Here is a 16,248-nt window from a genome sequence, read left to right on the forward strand (position 1 = left end):
CGGCCGGGCCGGTCAATCGCGCGGGATTGCATAGGACGGCGCCAACGGCCGCCGAGCCGGCCGGTCAGGCCTCGGCGGCGAGCGCGACGGCGATCTCGGCCGCGACGGCCGCATTGTTCAGGACCAGCGCGCGGTTGGTGGCAAGGCTGCGCCCGCCGGTCGATTCGAGGATGCGCGCCAGCAGGAACGGCGTCACCGCCTTGGCGCGGATGCCGGCGCGCTCGGCCTCGGCCTGGGCGGCCGCGATATGGCCGGCCATCTCGTCGGCATCGATCTCGTCCGCCGGCGGCACCGGATTGGCGACCAGCAGGCCGCCGCCGAGCCCGAGCGCGCGCCGGGCCGCCATGAAGCGCGCCAGGGCCGGCGCGTCGTCGATCCGGAGCGGCGCCGGCAGTCCGGAGCGGCGCGACCAGAAGGCCGGGAAATCGTCCGTCTTCCAGCCGACCACCGGCACGCCGAGCGTCTCCAGCACTTCCAGCGTCTTGGGCAGATCGAGGATCGCCTTGGCGCCGGCCGAGACCACGGCCACCTCGCTGCGCGCCAGTTCCTGCAGGTCGGCGGAAATGTCGAAGCTCGCCTCCGCGCCGCGGTGGACGCCGCCGATGCCGCCGGTCGCGAAGACGCGGATGCCGGCAAGGCGTGCGGCGATCATGGTCGCCGCGACCGTGGTCGCACCCGGCCGTCCGGTCGCGACCGCGAAGGCGAGATCGGCGCGGGAGAGCTTCATCACCCCGTCGGCCCGCGCCAGCCGGGCGAGATCGTCCGCCGAGAGCCCGATCCGCAGCCGGCCGTCCAGCACCGCGATGGTCGCCGGCACCGCGCCGCCGGCCCGAACGGTCGCCTCGATCGCCTGGGCGGTCTCCAGGTTGCCCGGCCAGGGCAGGCCGTGGCTGACGATGGTCGATTCCAGCGCCACCACCGGCCGGCCGGCGGCCAGCGCGTCGGCGACTTCGGGCGAGGGGGCGAGGATGTCGGCGAGGGTCATGGGGCGGGGCATCTCCGTTCGGCCTCATGTTGCATGGATGCCGCGCCGGGCAAAGCCGCGCGCAAAACGTCTTCGGTGTTACACAACTGTCATCGAGCGCCGGCAGGTTGCGCCGATCTTGATATCGGTCGTGCTTGTCGGGGGTTACATGACGTCGAAATTCGCGCGCAGGCCGGCCCTGCTGGCCGGTGCCTCTCTCCTGGTGCTGTCCGTCGCCGCCGGATCTCAGCCGGTCGGGGCGGCCTCCTTCACGGTGCCGAACGGCACCACCGACAACAGCGCCAAGACCATCGCGGCCGGCGAGACCGGCACGGTGGAAGCGGGCGGCACGCTGTCGGTCGGCGGCTCGACGGTCGCCGTCACGGTGTCCAATTCCACCGGCACGGCGACCATCGTCAACGACGGCACCATCGCCCAGACCGGCAGCGGCCGCGCGATCCGCTACAATGGCGGCAGCGCCCTGTCGCTCGTGGTCACCAACGGCCAGGGCGGCGTGATCCAGGCGCTCGGCGACGACATCGTCAAGGTCAACGCCAACGCGACCTACGCGATCACCAATCTCGGCACGATCCATCAGATCGGCGCGGCCAACGGCAGCGGCCAGGCGCTCGACCTGCGCGATTCGACCGGCGGCGGCACCATCACCAACGGCTCGGCGACCGTCCGCAGCGCGGTGATCCGCGCCGACGGCGACGACGCCCTGCGGCCCGGCGCCAATACCGCCATCATCAACTACGGCACCATCGCCAGCTACGGCGCGGTCAACACCAAGTGCCCGGACTATCTCGGCTCGGCCTGCAACGGGGCGCCGAGCGCTCACGATGCAATCGACGTCGGCGGCAATCTCGGCGTGACGGTGACCAACTACGGCACCATCACCGGGTCCCGCCACGCCATCACCGCCGATGACGACATCTGGGTCCGCAACGAAGCCGGCGCGACCATCATCGGCCGCAACGGCTCCGGCGTCGGCAGCGACGGGACCGGAACGGTGATCAACTACGGCACGATCATCGGCGCCTATGCGGGTGCCGGCAATGCCTATGCGCATGCGACCGGCGGCGATACGACTGCCAACAACGGCGATGGCGACGGCGTCGATATCGACGGCGTGGCGACCATCGAGAACTACGGCAAGATCAAGGGAACCGGGGCTGGCGGCTTCGACAGCGGCGGCCTGCCGAACAGCTCCGAAGGCATTGCGGCGGGCGGCGGCAGCATCCGCAACCATGCCGGCGGCCTGATCTCCGGCGCCAATTCCGGCATCCTGATCGACGACGGCTCGGGCGGGGCCGGCGTCGCGGCGACGACCCTCGTCAATGACGGCCGGATCGAAGGCAAGGACGGCTGGGGCGTCCGCATCCTCGGTGCCTACAACAACGTCGTCGACACCCGCGGCGCGATCGTCGGCACGGCCGGCGCTGTCGGCTTCGGCACCGGCGACGACACCCTGACCATCCGGCGCGGCGCCGTGATCGGCGGCCTGGTCGACATGGGCGGCGGCGCCGATACGATCAATCTGGCGCGCGAGAACCGCATCCTCGACATGGCTTCGACGACCGGCGTCACGGTCAATGCCCGCGGTCCGGTCGCCGTCAGCCAGACCCGGATCGCCACCTTCGACGAGACCGTAAAGCCGGTCGACACGACATCGGCGCTGTTCGGGGCGATCGATCCCATTCTGGCGGGCCGGCTCAACGGCGGTCCGTCCAGCCAGGGCGGGGCGCTGGGCTATGCGGCGACCGGCGGCCGGGCGGCGGCGGCCTTCGACGGCGTCGATGCGGCCCGGCGGCAGCCGGGGCAGGGCGCCTGGTTCCAGGCCTTTACGGGCGGCGGCAGCTTCGACGTGGACGGCAGCGGGCGCAATCTCTCGGCGCGTTGGACGGGCGGCCTGTTCGGCATCGACGGCACGCTGTCGAACGGCGCGCGGGTCGGCGGCTTCGTCGGCGGTTCGACCGGCTCGGCCACCCTTGAAGGCCGGCAATCCTCCGACCTGACCCATATGGTCGCCGGCCTCTACGGCCGGACCGGGCTCGGCGGCATGGATCTCGACGGATCGCTGACCCTCGGCCGCACGCGGGACGAGACCACCCGCACCTGGGCTGCCGGCGGCTCCGGCACCGTGAAGGCGAAGAGCTCGCCGGACCAGACCTTCCTCAGCCCGCAACTGGCGCTCTCCCAGGCGATCGCCTTCCAGGGCTTCACGCTGACCCCGGCGGCGCGCCTGCGCTACATCGCCGTCTTCCACGACAGCTACGACGAGACCGTCGCCGGCACCCGTCTGACCTTCAAGGATCGCACCACCGGCACCCTGGAAGGCCGGCTCGAACTGAACGGTCGCGTCGCCGTCGGCTCCGGCATGGTGCTGACCGGCACGGCCGGCGTGATCGGGACGAGCGGGCAGGGCGCGGATCTGACCGGATCGTTCGGCGGCGCCGGCTTCCGCATCCGCGACAAGGACAAGTCCGGTCTCGGCGCCTATGGGGCGATCGGCTTCGAGGCGGCGGTCTCCGACAACGCGGTCGTCGCCGCCAGCGTCGACGGCACCGCGATGCGCGACGGCAGCCTGTGGGGCTCGGCCCGGCTCGGCGCCAAGATCCGCTTCTGATCCAACCGCTTCCGATGGGGTGCCGTCCCGGCGCCCGGACGCCGTCCCGGTTGCGGGACGGCGTTCCTGCATCCGGGGCGGTGCGGATAGCGGCGTGCCGCCGAGTCGCGCCGCCGGCCCCCTCCCGAAGGCCCCAGGCGGCTCCGGACGGCCCCGCGGGCGCCTCCATCCGGGGCCGGAACAAACCTAAAACGAATGTCCGAAAAGCCTTGCCGCAAAGGCGCTTGACAGACTCGATCGCGTATGGAACAAAATGAGTACAGCAGATCGGTTTGGCGCGTCGTCAGGCGCGTGTGATATGGAGTGCGGCAGATGGCACAGGCGCAACTTCGGCTGGTCGAAGGGGATGGCATGGACAAGACCAAGGCGTTGGACGCCGCACTGACGCAGATCGAGCGGAGTTTCGGCAAGGGGTCGATCATGCGCCTCGGCCAGGGCAAGGTGGTCGAGGTCGAGGTGGTCTCGACCGGATCGATCGGGCTCGACATCGCGCTCGGCATCGGCGGCCTGCCGCGCGGACGCATCGTCGAGATCTACGGTCCGGAATCCTCGGGCAAGACCACGCTGGCGCTGCATTGCATCGCCGAGGCGCAGAAGAAGGGCGGCATCTGCGCCTTCATCGACGCCGAGCACGCGCTCGATCCGATCTATGCCCGCAAGCTCGGCGTCAATCTCGACGACCTGCTGATCTCCCAGCCGGATGCCGGCGAGCAGGCGCTGGAGATCTGCGACACGCTGGTGCGGTCCGGCGCCGTCGACGTGCTGGTGATCGATTCGGTCGCCGCCTTGACCCCGAAGGCGGAGCTTGAGGGCGAGATGGGCGACAGCCTGCCCGGCCTGCAGGCCCGCCTGATGAGCCAGGCGCTGCGCAAGCTGACCGGCTCGATCTCCAAGTCGAAGACCATGGTGATCTTCATCAACCAGATCCGCCAGAAGATCGGCGTGATGTTCGGCAATCCGGAGACCACCACCGGCGGCAACGCGCTCAAGTTCTATGCCTCGATCCGGCTGGACATCCGCCGCATCGGCGCGATCAAGGATCGCGACGAGGTGACCGGCAACCAGACCCGCGTCAAGGTCGTCAAGAACAAGATGGCGCCGCCGTTCAAGGAGGTCGAATTCGACATCATGTATGGCGAGGGCATCTCCAAGGTCGGCGAACTGGTCGATCTCGGCGTCAAGGCCGGCATCGTCGACAAGTCGGGCTCGTGGTTCTCCTTCGAGAGCCAGCGCGTCGGCCAGGGCCGCGAGAATGCCAAGAACTTCCTGCGCGAGAACAAGGATGTGGCGGCGAAGATCGAGTCGTCCATCCGGCAGAATGCCGGCCTGATCGCCGACAAGATCCTGCCGACCGGCACCGCCGAAGACGAGGACGGCCCGGTCACGGATTGATCCTTCGAGGCCGCCGCGGCCGGCCCGCCGGAGGGCTGGCGGCCGCGGTTTTCCGAGGTTGCGCCCTGGTGCCGGCCGGTCTGGCCGGTGGTGCCGACGGTGTCCGGCCGGCGGGACGGAACGCCGGGCGACGGTGGTCGGCGGTCTCGCGGTGCGGGGCCGCGGTCGGGTGACGGATGCGGCGCGGTGCCCTCGGTGCCGCGCCTTTTTGCTGGGCGGGCGGATTTGCCGGCGTTTCGCGCGTGGCAACGGTGCCGTCGCGGTGGACAGGGGGCCGGCCGGCGGCTAAAAGCTCCGGGGTTTTCCGAGCAAGCACCAAAGGATCGACAGGTTCATGAGCGGCGTCAACGAGATCAGGTCGGCGTTCCTCGACTACTTCGCCAAGGCCGGGCACGAGATCGTGCCGTCGAGCCCGCTCGTGCCGCGCAACGATCCGACGTTGATGTTCGCCAATTCGGGCATGGTGCAGTTCAAGAACCTGTTCACCGGGGTCGAGAAGCGCGCCTACCAGCGCGCCTCGACGGCGCAGAAATGCGTGCGCGCCGGCGGCAAGCACAACGACCTGGACAATGTCGGCTACACCGCCCGGCACCATACCTTCTTCGAAATGCTGGGCAATTTCTCGTTCGGCGACTATTTCAAGGACCGCGCGATTGAGCTGGCCTGGAACCTGGTCACGCGCGAATTCGGCCTGCCGGCGAACCGGCTGACCGTGACGGTCTATTCCGAGGACGACGAGGCGCTCGGGCTCTGGAAGAAGATCGCCGGGTTGCCGGAAGACCGCATCATCCGCATCTCGACCTCGGACAATTTCTGGCAGATGGGCGATACCGGCCCGTGCGGCCCGTGCTCCGAGATCTTCTTCGATCACGGCGACCATATCTGGGGCGGCCCGCCCGGCTCGCCGGAGGCGGACGGCGACCGCTTCATCGAGATCTGGAACCTCGTCTTCATGCAGTTCGAGCAGTTCGCGGACGGCACGCGGACCCGGCTGCCCAAGCCCTCGATCGATACCGGCATGGGCCTGGAGCGGGTCGCCGCCGTGCTGCAGGGCGTGCACGACAATTACGATATCGACCTGTTCAAGGCGCTGATCCGCGCCTCGGTCGACCTGACCGGCGTCGCCGCCGAGGGCGATGCGCGGGCGAGCCACCGGGTCATCGCCGACCATCTGCGCGCCACCTCCTTCCTGATCGCCGACGGCGTGCTGCCGTCGAACGAGGGCCGCGGCTACGTGCTGCGCCGCATCATGCGCCGCGCCATGCGCCATGCGCATCTGCTCGGCGCGCGCGATCCGGTGCTCTACCGCCTCGTGCCGACGCTGGTGCGCGAGATGGGCCGCGCCTATCCGGAACTCGGCCGCGCCGAGGCGCTGGTCACTGAGACCCTGCGACTGGAGGAAACCCGCTTCCGCCGGACCCTGGAGCGCGGCCTCGGCCTGCTCGAGGAGGCGACCCAGGGCTTCCAGCCCGGCGACATGCTCGACGGCGAGACGGCCTTCAAGCTCTACGACACGTTCGGCTTCCCGCTCGACCTGACCCAGGACGCGCTGCGCCGGCGCGACATCCACGTCAATATCGACGGCTTCCAGGATGCCATGGCGCGCCAGCGCGCCGAAGCCCGTGCCAACTGGGCGGGCACCGGCGAGGCGGCCTCCGAGGCGATCTGGTTCGGCATCAAGGAGCGGGTCGGTGCGACCGAGTTCCTCGGCTACGACACCGAAACCGCCGAAGGCGTGGTGCTGGCGGTGGTCGCCGACGGCGCCGAGACGCAGCGACTGGAGGCCGGCCGCGAGGGCGCGGTGGTCCTGAACCAGACGCCCTTCTATGGCGAATCCGGCGGTCAGGTCGGCGACGAAGGCGTCATGACCGGCGAAGGCGGCGTCCGCTTCCGCGTCACCGACACCCAGAAGCAGGGCGGCGGGCTGTTCGTCCATTCCGGCGTGGTCGAGGCCGGCGTGCTGGAGCCCGGTCAGGCGCTGCAGCTGGTCGTCGACCACGGCCGCCGCGGCGCCATCCGCGCCAACCATTCGGCCACCCACCTGCTGCACGAGGCGCTGCGCGAAGTGCTCGGCGACCACGTCGCGCAGAAGGGCTCGATGGTCGCGCCGGAGCGCCTGCGCTTCGACTTCTCGCATCCGAAGCCGCTGTCGGCCGAAGAGATCGTGCGTGTCGAGGAGATCGCCAACGCGATCATCCTGCAGAACGATGCCGTCGTGACCCGCCTGATGGGCGTCGACGACGCGATCGCTTCGGGGGCGCGCGCGCTGTTCGGCGAGAAATACGGCGAGGAAGTCCGCGTCGTGTCGATGGGCCGCTACACGGACGGCAACCGGGCCGGCAAGACCTATTCGGTCGAACTGTGCGGCGGCACGCATGTCGGCCGCACCGGCGATATCGGCCTTGTCACCGTGCTCGCCGAGAGCGCGGTCGCGGCCGGCGTGCGTCGCCTGGAAGCCGTCACGGCGGCCGGCGCCCGGCGCTATCTCGCCGAACAGGATCGCCGCGTGCGCGATCTCGCCGGCGTCCTGCGCGTCGCACCGGGCGACCTGGTCGGCCGTGTCGAGACGCTGATGGACGAGCGCCGCAAGCTCGAACGCGAACTCGGCGAGGCCAAGAAGAAGCTCGCCATGGGCGGTGGCGGCGGGGCGGCCGGCGACGGCATTCGCGAGATTGCCGGCATCAAGTTCCTCGGCCGCGTCGTGACCGGGGTTTCGGCGAAGGATCTGAAATCGATCGCCGAGGAGGCCAATGCCCAGCTCGGTTCGGGCATCGTGACCATCGTCGGCGTCGCGGAAGACAACAAGGCCTCGATCGTCGTCGCCGTCTCCAAGGACCTGATGCAGGCGAACAGCGCGGTCAATCTGGTCCGGATCGGTTCGGAAACGCTCGGCGGCAAGGGCGGCGGCGGCCGTCCGGACATGGCGCAGGCCGGCGGCCCGGACGGCAGCAAGGCGGCCGAGGCGATCGAGGCGATCGCCGGGGCGATCGCGGCGGCCTGAGGCGGCCGTCGTCTGTTGCGGGCGATCGGTAGGCCATGATGGCGGGCGCCGGCGGACCGGGCGCATGGCCGTCGGGTCGACGGGCCGATGATGCGGCGGACGCGGCGCGGCGGCGCGCCGTGGCCTGATTTGCGCGGACTTGCCACATCGGTGGGGTTTCGGCCGACGGTTCGCGGGCCCTCGGCGCGCTCGCCACGGGCGGCGCCGGCCTGCCGGGCGTGGTCCGGCGGCGCACCATGGCCTGATCTGGCGGGACGGGCTTGCCACATTGGTACGGTCTTCGGCTGCCGACGGCGATCCGGCCGCGGATGTCGGGGTCCGGCTCTCCCCCTTGCGTGTGGACCGTCGCCCGCGACGAAGGATCGGGCTGACTTCGTCGTGACGGCACGGCAGGATGGGGCCGGACAGACAGGGATCGCCGCGCGATCGGGCGTTCAGGAGAGGTACCGCCGATGCCGTCCGGGTCGCTGCTGCGGATCAAGCAGCGCGTCTACGACCTGCTCGAACTGGCCAGCCCGGGCGACCGGATGGCCACTGCGGCCAACCGCGTGATCGTTCTCATCATCGTCGTCAATCTGTCGGCGGTCGTCCTGGAGACGGTCCCGCACTACGCCCGTGCCTATGGCCGGCTGTTCCTGGCGGTCGAACTGGTCACCGTCCTCATGTTCGCCACCGAATACCTGCTCCGGCTGTGGGTGGCGGACCTGCACGGGCCGTTCCGGCGCATCGGCCCGGTCCGGGCGCGGCTGCGGTTCATGCTGCAGCCCTCGGCGATCGTCGACCTGCTCGCCTTCGCGCCGACCATCCTGGGCTTCGTCCTCGACATCTGGGACCTGAATGTCCTGGCCGTGTTCCGGCTGCTGCGCTTCCTCAAGCTGTCGCGCTACTCGCCGGGCATGGGCTCGCTGGTGCAGGCGGTGACCTCCGAGCGGCGCGCGCTGACGGCGAGCGCGGTGGTGATGGCCGGCCTGATCGTCTCGGCCGCCTCGCTGATGCATGCCATCGAAGGCGAGGTGCAGCCGGACCGCTTCGGCTCGATCCCGCTCGCCATGTATTGGGCCGTCACGACGCTGAGCACGGTCGGCTACGGCGATGTGGTCCCGGTCACGGGGGCCGGCAAGGCGCTCGCCGGGGTCGTCATGCTGTTCGGCTTCTGCATGTTCGCCCTGCCGGTCGGCATCATCGCCACCGCCTTCGCGCGCGAGATCCACCAGCGCGATTTCGTCGTCACCTGGGGCATGGTGGCGCGCGTGCCGCTGTTTGCCGAACTGAACGCGGCCGAGATCGCCGATGTGACGCGGCTGTTGAGCGCACAGTCGGTCGAGGCCGGCACGGTCATCACCTATGCGGGCGAGCCGGCGCACTGCATGTATTTCATCGCCTCCGGCACGGTCGAGATCGACCTGCCGGACGAGAAGGTGCGTCTCTCCGACGGTGCCTTCTTCGGCGAGATCGCGGTGCTGCGCAAGGCGACCCGCTCGGCCGACGTGGTCGCGCTGACGCCCTGCCGCCTGATGCTGCTCGACGCCACCGATCTGCAGCATCTGATGGCCAAGAATCATACGCTCGCGGACCATATCCGCCATGTCGCCCGAGCCCGGGTGGCGCGCGAGGGCGTGACGCCGAAGGGCGATATCGCCGCCGAGGAGATCGATGCGGCGCCCGGACCGGCAACGGAGGGGCGGACGTGACCGCGGGTCGGGATGTCGGGTCTCCGGATACCCGGCGCAGGGAGACGCCCGCGCCCGGCGGCGGCCATGGCGTGGTGCAGCCGCGGACCGGGCGCGCCGGCGTCGAAGTGCGTCGGCTCGATAGCGATCGCAGCTTTCCCCGCCACAGCCACGACCAGTTCGGGGTCGGCGTGCTGACCGGGGGATGGCAGCGCTCATGGAGCGGCCGCGGCATGGTCGAAGCCGGCGCCGGCTCGGTCATCACGGTCAATCCCGGCGAGATGCATGACGGACTGGCCGTCGGCGGTATGCGCCGGGCCTGGACCATGCTGTACCTCGACCCCGCGGCGGCCGGCGCGGTCCTCGACGATCTCGGATCGCACGCCGACGCGATCGCCCTGCCGGTCATCGCCGATGCCGATCTGGCCGCCCGCCTGCTCGGTGCCGCCCGGGCCTTGAGCGTCGCATCGACCGACAGCCTGCCCGGCGACGAGGGTCTGGTTGCGGCCCTGGGCCGCCTCTTCGGCCGCTACGGCAATCGGCGCGGTCCCCGGCCGGACCTGCCCGCGCCCGTCGCGCGCGTGCGGCAGCGGCTGGACGATGCGCCCACGGCGCCCGCCACGCTCGCCGAACTGGCCGCACTCGCCGGTCTCGGGCGCTTCCAGCTGCTCAGGGCCTTCGAGCGTGCCTTCGGCGTCTCGCCGGCGGCCTATCGCCTGCAGCGGCGCGTCGGGCTGGCGCGCGCCTGTCTGGCGGCCGGCGACACGCCCGTCGAGGCGGCCCTGAAGGCCGGCTTCGCCGACCAGAGCCATCTGACCCGCGCCTTCTCCCGGCAGTTCGGCATCACGCCGGCCCGCTATCGCGCCGCCTGCCGCTGATCCCGTCTGCAATCGGCTTCAAGACGCAGCGGCGCGTTCCGGCCTTCCATGACGGACGGGGCCGGCGCGTCGCCGGCCCGCCGGAGCCGCCTTCCATGACCGCAGAGTTCCTGATTGTCACATTGATCGTCGTCGCTTCGCCCGGCCCGGGCGTCCTCTACACCCTCTCGACCGCGCTGGCCGGTGGCCGCTGGGCGGGTGTGGTGGCGGCGGCCGGCTGCACGCTGGGCATCGTCCCACATCTTGCCGCCGCACTGACCGGGCTGGCCGCGCTGTTCCATGCCAGCACGATCGCCTTCGACATCCTGCGCCTGGCCGGCATCGCCTATCTTCTGGCGATGGCCTGGCGCACGCTGCGCGATGCCAGCGTCCTCGATGTCGATCCGGCGGCCTGTCGCCCGCAGGCCGGCCGGATCGTGGCCGAGGCGGTCGCCGTCAACCTGCTCAACCCGAAACTGCCGCTGTTCTTCATGGCCTTCCTGCCGCAGTTCCTCCCGGCGGAGAGCCACGGCGTGCTGTGGCCGATGCTGGAACTGTCCGGCCTGTTCATGGCCGTCACCTTCGCGGTCTTCGCCCTCTATGGCATCGCCGCCGGCTCGGTGCGCCGCGCGCTTGTCGGGCGGCCGCGGATGGTCGTCTGGATGCGCCGCCTGTTCGCGCTCGCCTTCGTCGGGCTCGGCCTGCGCCTTGCCGCCGTCGAGCGCTGAGGCGTCCCTGATGGGACGATCCGGAAAAGAAAACGGCGGGCCCGAGGCCCGCCGCTCCATTCAAACCGACCGGTTCGAGCCGGACCGTCTCACCACTTGGCCATCTCGGCTTCGAGATTGCTGGCGATCTTCTCCAGGAAGCCGGTGGTGGAGAGCCACTTCTGGTCGGCGCCGACCAGGAGGGCGAGGTCCTTGGTCATGGCGCCGGCCTCGACGGTGTCGACGCAGACCTTCTCGAGGGTCGCGGCGAACCTGGCGAGATCGGCATTGTCGTCGAGCTTGGCGCGATGGGCGAGGCCGCGGGTCCAGGCGAAGATGGAGGCGATCGAGTTGGTCGAGGTCTCCTTGCCCTTCTGGTGCTCGCGATAGTGACGCGTGACGGTGCCGTGGGCGGCCTCGGCCTCGACGGTCCTGCCGTCGGGGGTGACCAGCACGGAGGTCATCAGGCCGAGCGAGCCGAAGCCCTGCGCGACGGTGTCGGACTGCACGTCGCCGTCGTAGTTCTTGCAGGCCCAGATATAGCCGCCGGACCACTTCAGCGCCGAGGCGACCATGTCGTCGATCAGGCGATGCTCGTAGACGAGCTTGCGCTTCTCGAACTCGGCCTTGAACTCGGCCTCGTAGATCTCCTGGAAGATGTCCTTGAAGCGGCCGTCATAGGCCTTCAGGATGGTGTTCTTGGTCGAGAGATAGACCGGATAGTTGCGCATCAGGCCGTAGTTCAGCGAGGCGCGGGCGAATTCCTTGATCGATTCGTCAAGGTTGTACATCGCCATGGCGACGCCGCCGGCGGGGAAGTCGAACACGTCGTGCTCGATCGTCTTGCCGTCCTCGCCGACGAACTTGATGGTCAGCTTGCCCTTGCCGGGCACGACGAAATCGGTCGCACGATACTGGTCGCCGAAGGCGTGGCGGCCGACGATGATCGGCTGGGTCCAGCCCGGCACCAGGCGCGGCACGTTCTTGCAGATGATCGGCTCGCGGAAGATCACGCCGCCGAGGATGTTGCGGATCGTGCCGTTTGGCGACTTCCACATCTTCTTGAGGTTGAATTCCGCCACGCGCGCTTCGTCGGGCGTGATGGTCGCGCACTTGATGCCGACGCCGTGCTTCTTGATGGCGTGGGCGGCGTCGACGGTGACCTGATCGTTGGTGGCGTCGCGATTCTCGACCGAGAGGTCGTAATACTCGATCTGGAGGTCGAGATAGGGGAAGATCAGCTTGTCTTTGATGAGCTGCCAGATGATGCGGGTCATCTCATCGCCGTCGAGATCGACGACCGGATTGGCTACCTTGATCTTCGCCATCTTGGGTTCCCTCGGTTGGAACGGAAATGCCCCCGCGGCGGGTTCGCATGCCGGCTCGGCATGACGATTGTGCGCCTGCGAAAAGTCGAGCGTCTATAGCGCGACGACATGCCGCCGCCAAGGTATCCGTTCGGGGATGGGCCGGCCGTTCAGGGCGACTTTCGGCGGCTGCGCGCGCGGATCATGTCCTGCTGGTCGGCGACCGCATCGGCTCCCGCGGCCCGCCCTTCCGCAATGCAGCGGCCGGGCAGGGGCGTGCCGCAGCTTCGGGACAGGTCCTTCCAGCCAACGCAACGGCCGTCCGGGCCGCGATAGCCCGGGCCGCCCTTGCAGCCGCAGCCCCTGCAGGCGGGCAGCGACGGGTCCCCGCGCGGCGTGGCGACGATCCGGGCGGCGGCCGGATCGGGCTCGTCCGGGGGGCAGCGGGTCTCCGGCGGCACGCCGCAGCGGCCTTCGAGGTGGGTCCAGCCGACGCAGGCCCCCGATGCGTCCCGGTAGCCGGGCTGGTCCGGCCCGCAGGCCGCCCGCGCCGGACCGCCGATCGCCGCCGCCAGCCCGGTCAGGAGACCGATCAGGAGGCAGGAACGGAACGGCAGAGCGATCGTGCGGATCCGGCTTCGATGGCGCAACATGGCGGCTGCCTATATGAGGATGCGGACACGCGCCAGCCAGACAGAGAAACCACGGAATGACGTCACCCGAGACCGCCCCGCCGCCCGGAACCGCAGCCCCCGTCGTCATCCTGGTCGGCACCCAGATGGCCGAGAATGTCGGTGCGGCGATGCGGGCCATGGCCAATTTCGGGCTGCGCCGGCTGCGCCTGGTCGATCCGCGCGAGCCGTTCCCGAACGACAAGGCGATCGCCATGGCGTCCGGCTCGGATGCGATTCTCGATCCGGTCGAGACCTTCCCGACGCTGGAGGCGGCGCTGCAGGGGCTCAACACCGTCTTCGCCACCACGGCGCGGGCGCATGACATCGCCAAGCCGGTCGTCTCGCCGGCGACCGCCGCGCCGCTGCTGCGCGCCGCGATCGATCGCGGCGAAACGGTCGGGCTGGTCTTCGGGCGGGAACGCAACGGGCTCACCTCGGACGAGGTCGGGCTGGCCGATGCCATCCTGACCATCCCGATCGATCCGGCCTTCCCGTCCCTGAACCTCGGCCAGGCGGTGCTGACCGTCGCCTATGAGTGGCGCAAGGTGGTGATCGGCGACACGGCCTGGACGCCGTTCCCCGAGAAGGAGCGCTCGCCGCTGGCCAGCAAGGAGGACGTGCTCGGCTTTTTCGGGCATCTGGAGACGGCGCTCGACACGGTCGAGTTCTTCCGTCCGCCCGAGAAGCGCGGCAGCATGGTCCGCAACCTGCGCTCGATCTTCCAGAAGGCGCGGCTGACCGAACAGGAGGTCCGCTCGCTGCGCGGCGTCCTGTCCGCCCTGGAGCGCCGCCCGACCCGCCCGACCGCCGCCCGCCATGCGCACCGCAATGTCGAGGCGACCGGCGGGGAGGGCGACGACGACCGCTAGCAGGTTGCGGAAAGAAGCGTCGGAACGCGATCAGACGCGGGTCGTTTCAACTCTGTCATCCCCGGGCTTGTGCCCGGAATTCCAGATTTTCCAAGGGCTTGGCCATCGCACTGGATCCCCGGGACAAGCCCGGGGATGACAGAATGGCGGGTTCGGAGTGATTTTCAGCAGCCTGCCAGGGCACCCGCGATCCCCGCAAGGCGCGCGGGTCCGTCAGTGTTCGAGCCCGCCCGGATCGGCCATGCCGCCGGAGGCCGTTGCGGAGGCTGACGAGCCGGCGGCGGCCGCGCGCGGCGGGGTCGGCGCAGCGCCGCCGATGGTCGCCCGGATCATGCCGGCGGCGATCTCTTCCTCGCCGACCAGGATCACGTCGGCGCCGAGGCCCTTCAGATAGTCGACGGCTTCGGGACCGGCCGCGCGGGCGACGATGCGGACATTCGGATTGGCGCTGCGGGCCCGTTCGATCAGCGCGCCGGCCTCGAAGGCGTCCGGAATGGCGGAGATCACCCAGCGGGCGCCGGCGAGGTTGATCCGCTCCAGCATGCCCGGTTCGCCGGCCGTGCCGACATGGGTCTCGATGCCGGCGGCGGCGAGCGGGGCGGCCGCATCGGCCTCCGCCTCGATGACCAGGAAGGCCTGGCCGCCGGCCTTCAGCGCTTCCGCCACCCGGCGTCCGACGCGGCCGTGCCCGACCAGGACGGCATGGCCGGCGAGGGCGGTGGGGGCGGCGGCGGCCTCGTCGTCCGGCTTGGTGGCGGCGGCCTCGGAATCGGCCTTCTCGGCGGCTTCCGCGGCCTCGGCCTTCGCCTCGCCGCGATGCTGCCAGCGGTCGAGAGCCAGGAACAGGAGAGGATTGACCAGGATCGAAACGAGCGCGCCGGCGACCACCAGATCCTGGGCACCTTCCGGCACGATGCCGAGCTGGCGGCCGAGCACGATCAGGATGAACGAGAATTCGCCGATCTGGGCCAGGCTGACCGCGATGGTCAGGGCTGTGGCGCGCGGATAGCGGAACCCGATCACGATCAGATAGGCGACGACCGACTTGCCCAGAACGATGACCAGGAAGGTCGCGATTACCCCGATCGGAGCCTGCAGCAGGGCGGCGGGGTCGAACAGCATGCCGACCGAGACGAAGAACAGCACCGCGAAGGCGTCGCGCAGCGGCAGCGTCTCGCGGGCGGCCTGGGTCGAGAGCGGCGATTCGGCCATCACCATGCCGGCGAAGAAGGCGCCGAGCGCGAAGGACACCCCGAACAGGGCCGACGAGCCGTAGGCCACGCCGAGCGCCAGGGCGAGCACCGACAGGCGGAACAGTTCGCGCGATCCCGAATGGGCGACCGCATGCAGCAGCCAGGGGATCAGCTTGCGGCCGAAGACCAGCATCAGCGTGACGAAGGCGGCGATCTTGACCGCGGTGAGGCCGAGCGTCGCCCAGATCGAGGTGAAGCCGAAGGAGGCGGCCAGCCCGCCGGTGCTCTCCGCCGGGACGGTGCCGCCGAGCATCCCGGCGAGCGGCGGCAGCAGGACCAGGGTCAGGACCATCGCGATGTCTTCGACGATCAGCCAGCCGACGGCGATGCGGCCGCGCTCGGTCTCCACGATGCGCCGTTCCTGCAGGGCGCGCAGCAGCACCACCGTGCTGGCGACCGAGAGGGCGAGGCCGAAGACGAAGCCGGCGCCGACCGACCAGCCGAGCAGCCAGGCGAGCCCCATGCCGAGCAGCGTCGCCGCCGCGATCTGGCCGATCGCCCCCGGCACCGCGATGGCGCGCACCGCGAGCAGGTCCTTCAGCGAGAAATGCAGCCCGACCCCGAACATCAGCAGGATGACGCCCAGTTCGGCCAGTTCGCCGGCGAGCCTCTGGTCGGCCACATAGCCGGGTGTGAACGGGCCGATCACGACCCCGGCGACCAGGTAGCCGGCAATGGTCGGCAGGCGGAGGCGTTGCGCGAGGAAGCCGAAAACGAAGGCGAGCCCGAGGCCAGCGACGATCGTGGTGATGAGGGGGGTATCGTGCGGCAGCGGAGCCTCCCGGCGTGCGGAATCGGGTTTGGGGCGGGAAGCCCGGCGGACCGGCGCTGCATGGCACAGGAGTTTGGCAGGATTGAGATTTTAGACGGCAGGCCATTACCTTTGCGGCGCCAATGGGCAGAGGTTCACGCTTCGTCAATATTT

11 protein-coding genes are annotated in these 16,248 nt (G+C 70.0%); 7 read left to right on the forward strand and 4 right to left on the reverse strand.

Annotated elements, in window-relative coordinates:
• Positions 1–64: 64 nt before the first annotated feature.
• Complete coding sequence (locus tag ABB55_RS26410; RefSeq protein WP_083463971.1) at positions 65–985, reverse strand: pseudouridine-5'-phosphate glycosidase; 921 nt, start codon at positions 983–985, stop codon at positions 65–67.
• 148 nt (positions 986–1,133) lie between these two features.
• Between ABB55_RS26410 and ABB55_RS26415 the strand changes: the two genes are divergently transcribed.
• The 6 genes from ABB55_RS26415 to ABB55_RS26440 all read left to right on the forward strand — a co-directional run bounded on the left by ABB55_RS26415 (position 1,134) and on the right by ABB55_RS26440 (position 11,241).
• Positions 1,134–3,593: an autotransporter outer membrane beta-barrel domain-containing protein gene (locus tag ABB55_RS26415; protein WP_054361496.1), complete on the forward strand. Its 2,460-nt coding sequence runs from the start codon at positions 1,134–1,136 to the stop codon at positions 3,591–3,593.
• A gap of 312 nt (positions 3,594–3,905) precedes the next feature.
• A complete protein-coding gene (gene recA, locus ABB55_RS26420) occupies positions 3,906–4,985 on the forward strand; it encodes a recombinase RecA (RefSeq protein WP_054361497.1) in 1,080 nt (359 codons plus the stop codon).
• Between the two features lie 334 nt (positions 4,986–5,319).
• Positions 5,320–7,986 (forward strand): alanine--tRNA ligase, encoded by a 2,667-nt coding sequence (gene alaS / locus ABB55_RS26425; RefSeq protein ID WP_054361498.1) that lies wholly within the window; start codon positions 5,320–5,322, stop codon positions 7,984–7,986.
• A 452-nt stretch (positions 7,987–8,438) separates the two neighbouring features.
• A complete protein-coding gene (locus ABB55_RS26430) occupies positions 8,439–9,677 on the forward strand; it encodes a cyclic nucleotide-gated ion channel (RefSeq protein WP_054361499.1) in 1,239 nt (412 codons plus the stop codon).
• Positions 9,674–10,534: an AraC family transcriptional regulator gene (locus tag ABB55_RS26435; protein ID WP_244472129.1), complete on the forward strand. Its 861-nt coding sequence runs from the start codon at positions 9,674–9,676 to the stop codon at positions 10,532–10,534. Before ABB55_RS26430 ends, ABB55_RS26435 begins: the two co-directional genes overlap by 4 nt.
• A 95-nt stretch (positions 10,535–10,629) precedes the next feature.
• A complete protein-coding gene (locus tag ABB55_RS26440) occupies positions 10,630–11,241 on the forward strand; it encodes a LysE family translocator (RefSeq protein WP_054361501.1) in 612 nt (203 codons plus the stop codon).
• A gap of 89 nt (positions 11,242–11,330) precedes the next feature.
• Here the strand turns inward: ABB55_RS26440 and ABB55_RS26445 are convergent, their stop codons facing one another.
• Complete coding sequence (locus ABB55_RS26445) at positions 11,331–12,548, reverse strand: NADP-dependent isocitrate dehydrogenase (RefSeq protein WP_054361502.1); 1,218 nt, start codon at positions 12,546–12,548, stop codon at positions 11,331–11,333.
• 149 nt (positions 12,549–12,697) lie between these two features.
• On the reverse strand, positions 12,698–13,180 hold the full coding sequence (locus ABB55_RS26450) for a hypothetical protein (protein ID WP_054361503.1): 483 nt from the start codon (positions 13,178–13,180) through the stop codon (positions 12,698–12,700).
• Positions 13,181–13,236: 56 nt separating this feature from the next.
• Here ABB55_RS26450 and ABB55_RS26455 point away from each other — a divergent pair, with 56 nt between their 5' ends.
• Positions 13,237–14,070, forward strand: coding sequence for an RNA methyltransferase (locus ABB55_RS26455; protein ID WP_054361504.1), 834 nt, complete (start codon positions 13,237–13,239; stop codon positions 14,068–14,070).
• A 213-nt stretch (positions 14,071–14,283) separates the two neighbouring features.
• On the opposite strand, the gene ABB55_RS26460 is transcribed toward ABB55_RS26455, so the two are convergent.
• A complete protein-coding gene (locus ABB55_RS26460; protein WP_054361505.1) occupies positions 14,284–16,095 on the reverse strand; it encodes a cation:proton antiporter domain-containing protein in 1,812 nt (603 codons plus the stop codon).
• Positions 16,096–16,248 lie beyond the last annotated feature (153 nt).

This window comes from Prosthecodimorpha hirschii (genome assembly GCF_001305515.1).
GTDB classification, from domain to species: domain Bacteria; phylum Pseudomonadota; class Alphaproteobacteria; order Rhizobiales; family Ancalomicrobiaceae; genus Prosthecodimorpha; species Prosthecodimorpha hirschii.

Excerpts from the sequence above, each read along its gene's own strand:
- ABB55_RS26410 (WP_083463971.1), bottom strand. The coding sequence starts at position 985 with ATGACCCTCGCCGACATCCTCGCCCCCTCGCCCGAAGTCGCCGACGCG.
- ABB55_RS26415 (WP_054361496.1), top strand. The coding sequence starts at position 1,134 with ATGACGTCGAAATTCGCGCGCAGGCCGGCCCTGCTGGCCGGTGCCTCT.
- recA (WP_054361497.1), top strand. The coding sequence starts at position 3,906 with ATGGCACAGGCGCAACTTCGGCTGGTCGAAGGGGATGGCATGGACAAG.
- alaS (WP_054361498.1), top strand. The coding sequence starts at position 5,320 with ATGAGCGGCGTCAACGAGATCAGGTCGGCGTTCCTCGACTACTTCGCC.
- ABB55_RS26430 (WP_054361499.1), top strand. The coding sequence starts at position 8,439 with ATGCCGTCCGGGTCGCTGCTGCGGATCAAGCAGCGCGTCTACGACCTG.
- ABB55_RS26440 (WP_054361501.1), top strand. The coding sequence starts at position 10,630 with ATGACCGCAGAGTTCCTGATTGTCACATTGATCGTCGTCGCTTCGCCC.
- ABB55_RS26445 (WP_054361502.1), bottom strand. The coding sequence starts at position 12,548 with ATGGCGAAGATCAAGGTAGCCAATCCGGTCGTCGATCTCGACGGCGAT.
- ABB55_RS26450 (WP_054361503.1), bottom strand. The coding sequence starts at position 13,180 with ATGTTGCGCCATCGAAGCCGGATCCGCACGATCGCTCTGCCGTTCCGT.
- ABB55_RS26455 (WP_054361504.1), top strand. The coding sequence starts at position 13,237 with ATGACGTCACCCGAGACCGCCCCGCCGCCCGGAACCGCAGCCCCCGTC.